At 45.9% G+C, this 2,173-nt stretch carries 2 protein-coding genes; both read right to left on the reverse strand.

Features of this window, described 5'->3' with window-relative positions:
* Positions 1–70: 70 nt before the first annotated feature.
* Entirely contained in the window at positions 71–1,885 is a 1,815-nt protein-coding gene (locus tag Q1Y74_RS13940) for a DEAD/DEAH box helicase family protein (RefSeq protein ID WP_300814895.1), read from the reverse strand.
* Positions 1,882–2,173 (reverse strand): RhuM family protein (gene rhuM / locus Q1Y74_RS13945; protein WP_300814896.1); only part of this gene is annotated, 292 nt, incomplete at its 5' end. The genes rhuM and Q1Y74_RS13940, both read right to left, overlap by 4 nt.

Raw genomic sequence — 2,173 nt, forward strand, 5'->3', positions numbered from 1 at the left:
TAAACTTAATGATTCGGATAGCACTAAGTTAATAAAAATCAGCGATATGCGCAACTTTCCAAACATATTATCAATTCAAATTAATTCCGCCAATAGGTTTTTCTATAATATCCGCAAATTTAGGGCGGTTGGCACGATATAGAATGACCTTGATGGCATCACTCTCAAACAGTTCAAACAAATCCTCCATAACTTCCAATAGAGCCACGGCCAAAGTCTTTATACTTACTTTTTCATATCCGTTTCCAAGTTCCTTTGCACAAAAAGCCATATAAGCGGCATCCAGTTCCTGCATGGTCCGCACGTATTTTGCCTTGTTGCGAATCATGGTCTGCCCGACTTCTCCAGTGATACTGAGGTCTTCCACTATCTCTATTCCGATGCTTCTTACATTGAAATTGATTTTATCCTCTACGGCCTTACGATTTTTATAGGTCTGGCTTACTCTGTCTTCATCGCTTACTTCTTCAGTTATTCCGTCAAGTTCAGCTGCTGTAAACAATGAGGGCATAAAGTCCTTTACAAGCCAGTTCCTTTCAAAAGTGTCTATAAGAACTTTCTTGAAGTCTGATCCCAGACGATTACGGTCTGCAGAGGTACGCTCGTTGTATTCAGAAACGAGCGACACATTGTTCAGATTCATCCGACGCACGGCGTGAAGCGACGACAGATAGTCCATATCGTCTTTCACAATCTCTATAATATCCTTGCTCAAGTTGGTATAGACATATCCTCTGTTCAACATGTCGTTTTGATAAAACCGCTGCTCCGGCATACGAAGAATACGTCCTACAGTCTGCGCCGAGAAAGTAAAACTCTCTATCTTTCGGAAAATCAACAGGACGGCAGCTCTTGGGCAATCCCATCCTAAGGCAATGGCCTGCTTGAACAACAGGACTTCGGCAATATCATCCGGGTTGGCTATTGTCTGCAAATTGTCTGTCTTTTCATTGCTCAGCCAGATTGCAAGTTTTCCATTGGCCACATTGATGCCTTTTATGCTGTCAAGATAGGTCAGCACTTCTTCCTTGACTGAATTGTCATCCCCGGTCATCGTCTCCCCGTCGTTGGGCAATTGTATGAGAAGCAACGGATTGATGTCTACGCCTTCTTTCCGGTAGGCTTCCGCCAGTTCTTCACGCTTTTTCAGGGCAAGGCTGATGAGTTGCTGGTTCAATGTGCCGAGCATCGGATTGAACTCCAGTGCGGGATTCAGTATGACGCTTTCCTTTATCATCTGTTCCGCAATCACCCTTTCTCTCGGCACTGTAACCTGCTCTTCCGCCTTTGCGGTAGATTCAGGCAACGGTGTGGCTGAAATGCGTATTTCCACCTTCGGGCAAATGTTGCCCAGCACCTTTTCCGATTTCTTGGCGTTGCGGCTTCCGAACATGTGTTCTTCGTCTATGATCACTATGACAGGTATGCCGTTATCTTCCTGTGTGCGGCGGGTAATGTCATACAGCGAGGCCGAAAGCTCTGTCTCGCGCACCATCACGGCGTTGTCCTTGTTGATGCTTTCCCAGTTTACGAACAGGATTTCTCCGGGACGTATGTATCCTTCTATCGAGTGGTCCAGTTCGTCATAAATCACGGGGCGCAGAATCTTTGTTTCCGTGAAATGGTTTTTCATCTTGAAATAGCTCTGCTCATGCAGCTTGTTGGGAGCAATCCAGATGTATGCCACTTCGGTGAACGGTGCGTCCGGGCGTTCGGCCAGTTCATCATTCAGCCGCATAAGCATCTCCGATGCCATAACGGTCTTTCCGCTGCCGGTCGGCGCCTTGAATATGAGTGTATGGCGGTTGCCGCTGAGCGAAAGCAGCCCGATGGTCTTTTCCACCAGTTCGCTTACTGCCTTTTGCTGGTATAGTATATTTTTCATTGTTTCAATTTTTTCTGTTCTTTCTCGAAGTTCTCTAAGAAATGTATTTCCACCGGGGAAAGCTCGTTGGCTGTCCTCACCTTGAACTTGTCGTATTCCATGTCGGCTTTTTGTTTGGCTATTTCTGCCGATATTTTGCCTGCATGGGTGAGTAGTTCTTTCCCTGAGAGTTTCAGGAAATCGTCCAGCTTTTGAATCCAGTCTTTCATATACATGGGCTGGTGCGATTTTGCCTGTAATTCCGCAAAGTCAAGATACAGGCTGACAATGCGGTTCAGCGTATCCAGT

The sequence above is a fragment of the uncultured Bacteroides sp. genome (assembly GCF_949298305.1).
Taxonomy (GTDB): Bacteria; Bacteroidota; Bacteroidia; order Bacteroidales; family Bacteroidaceae; genus Bacteroides.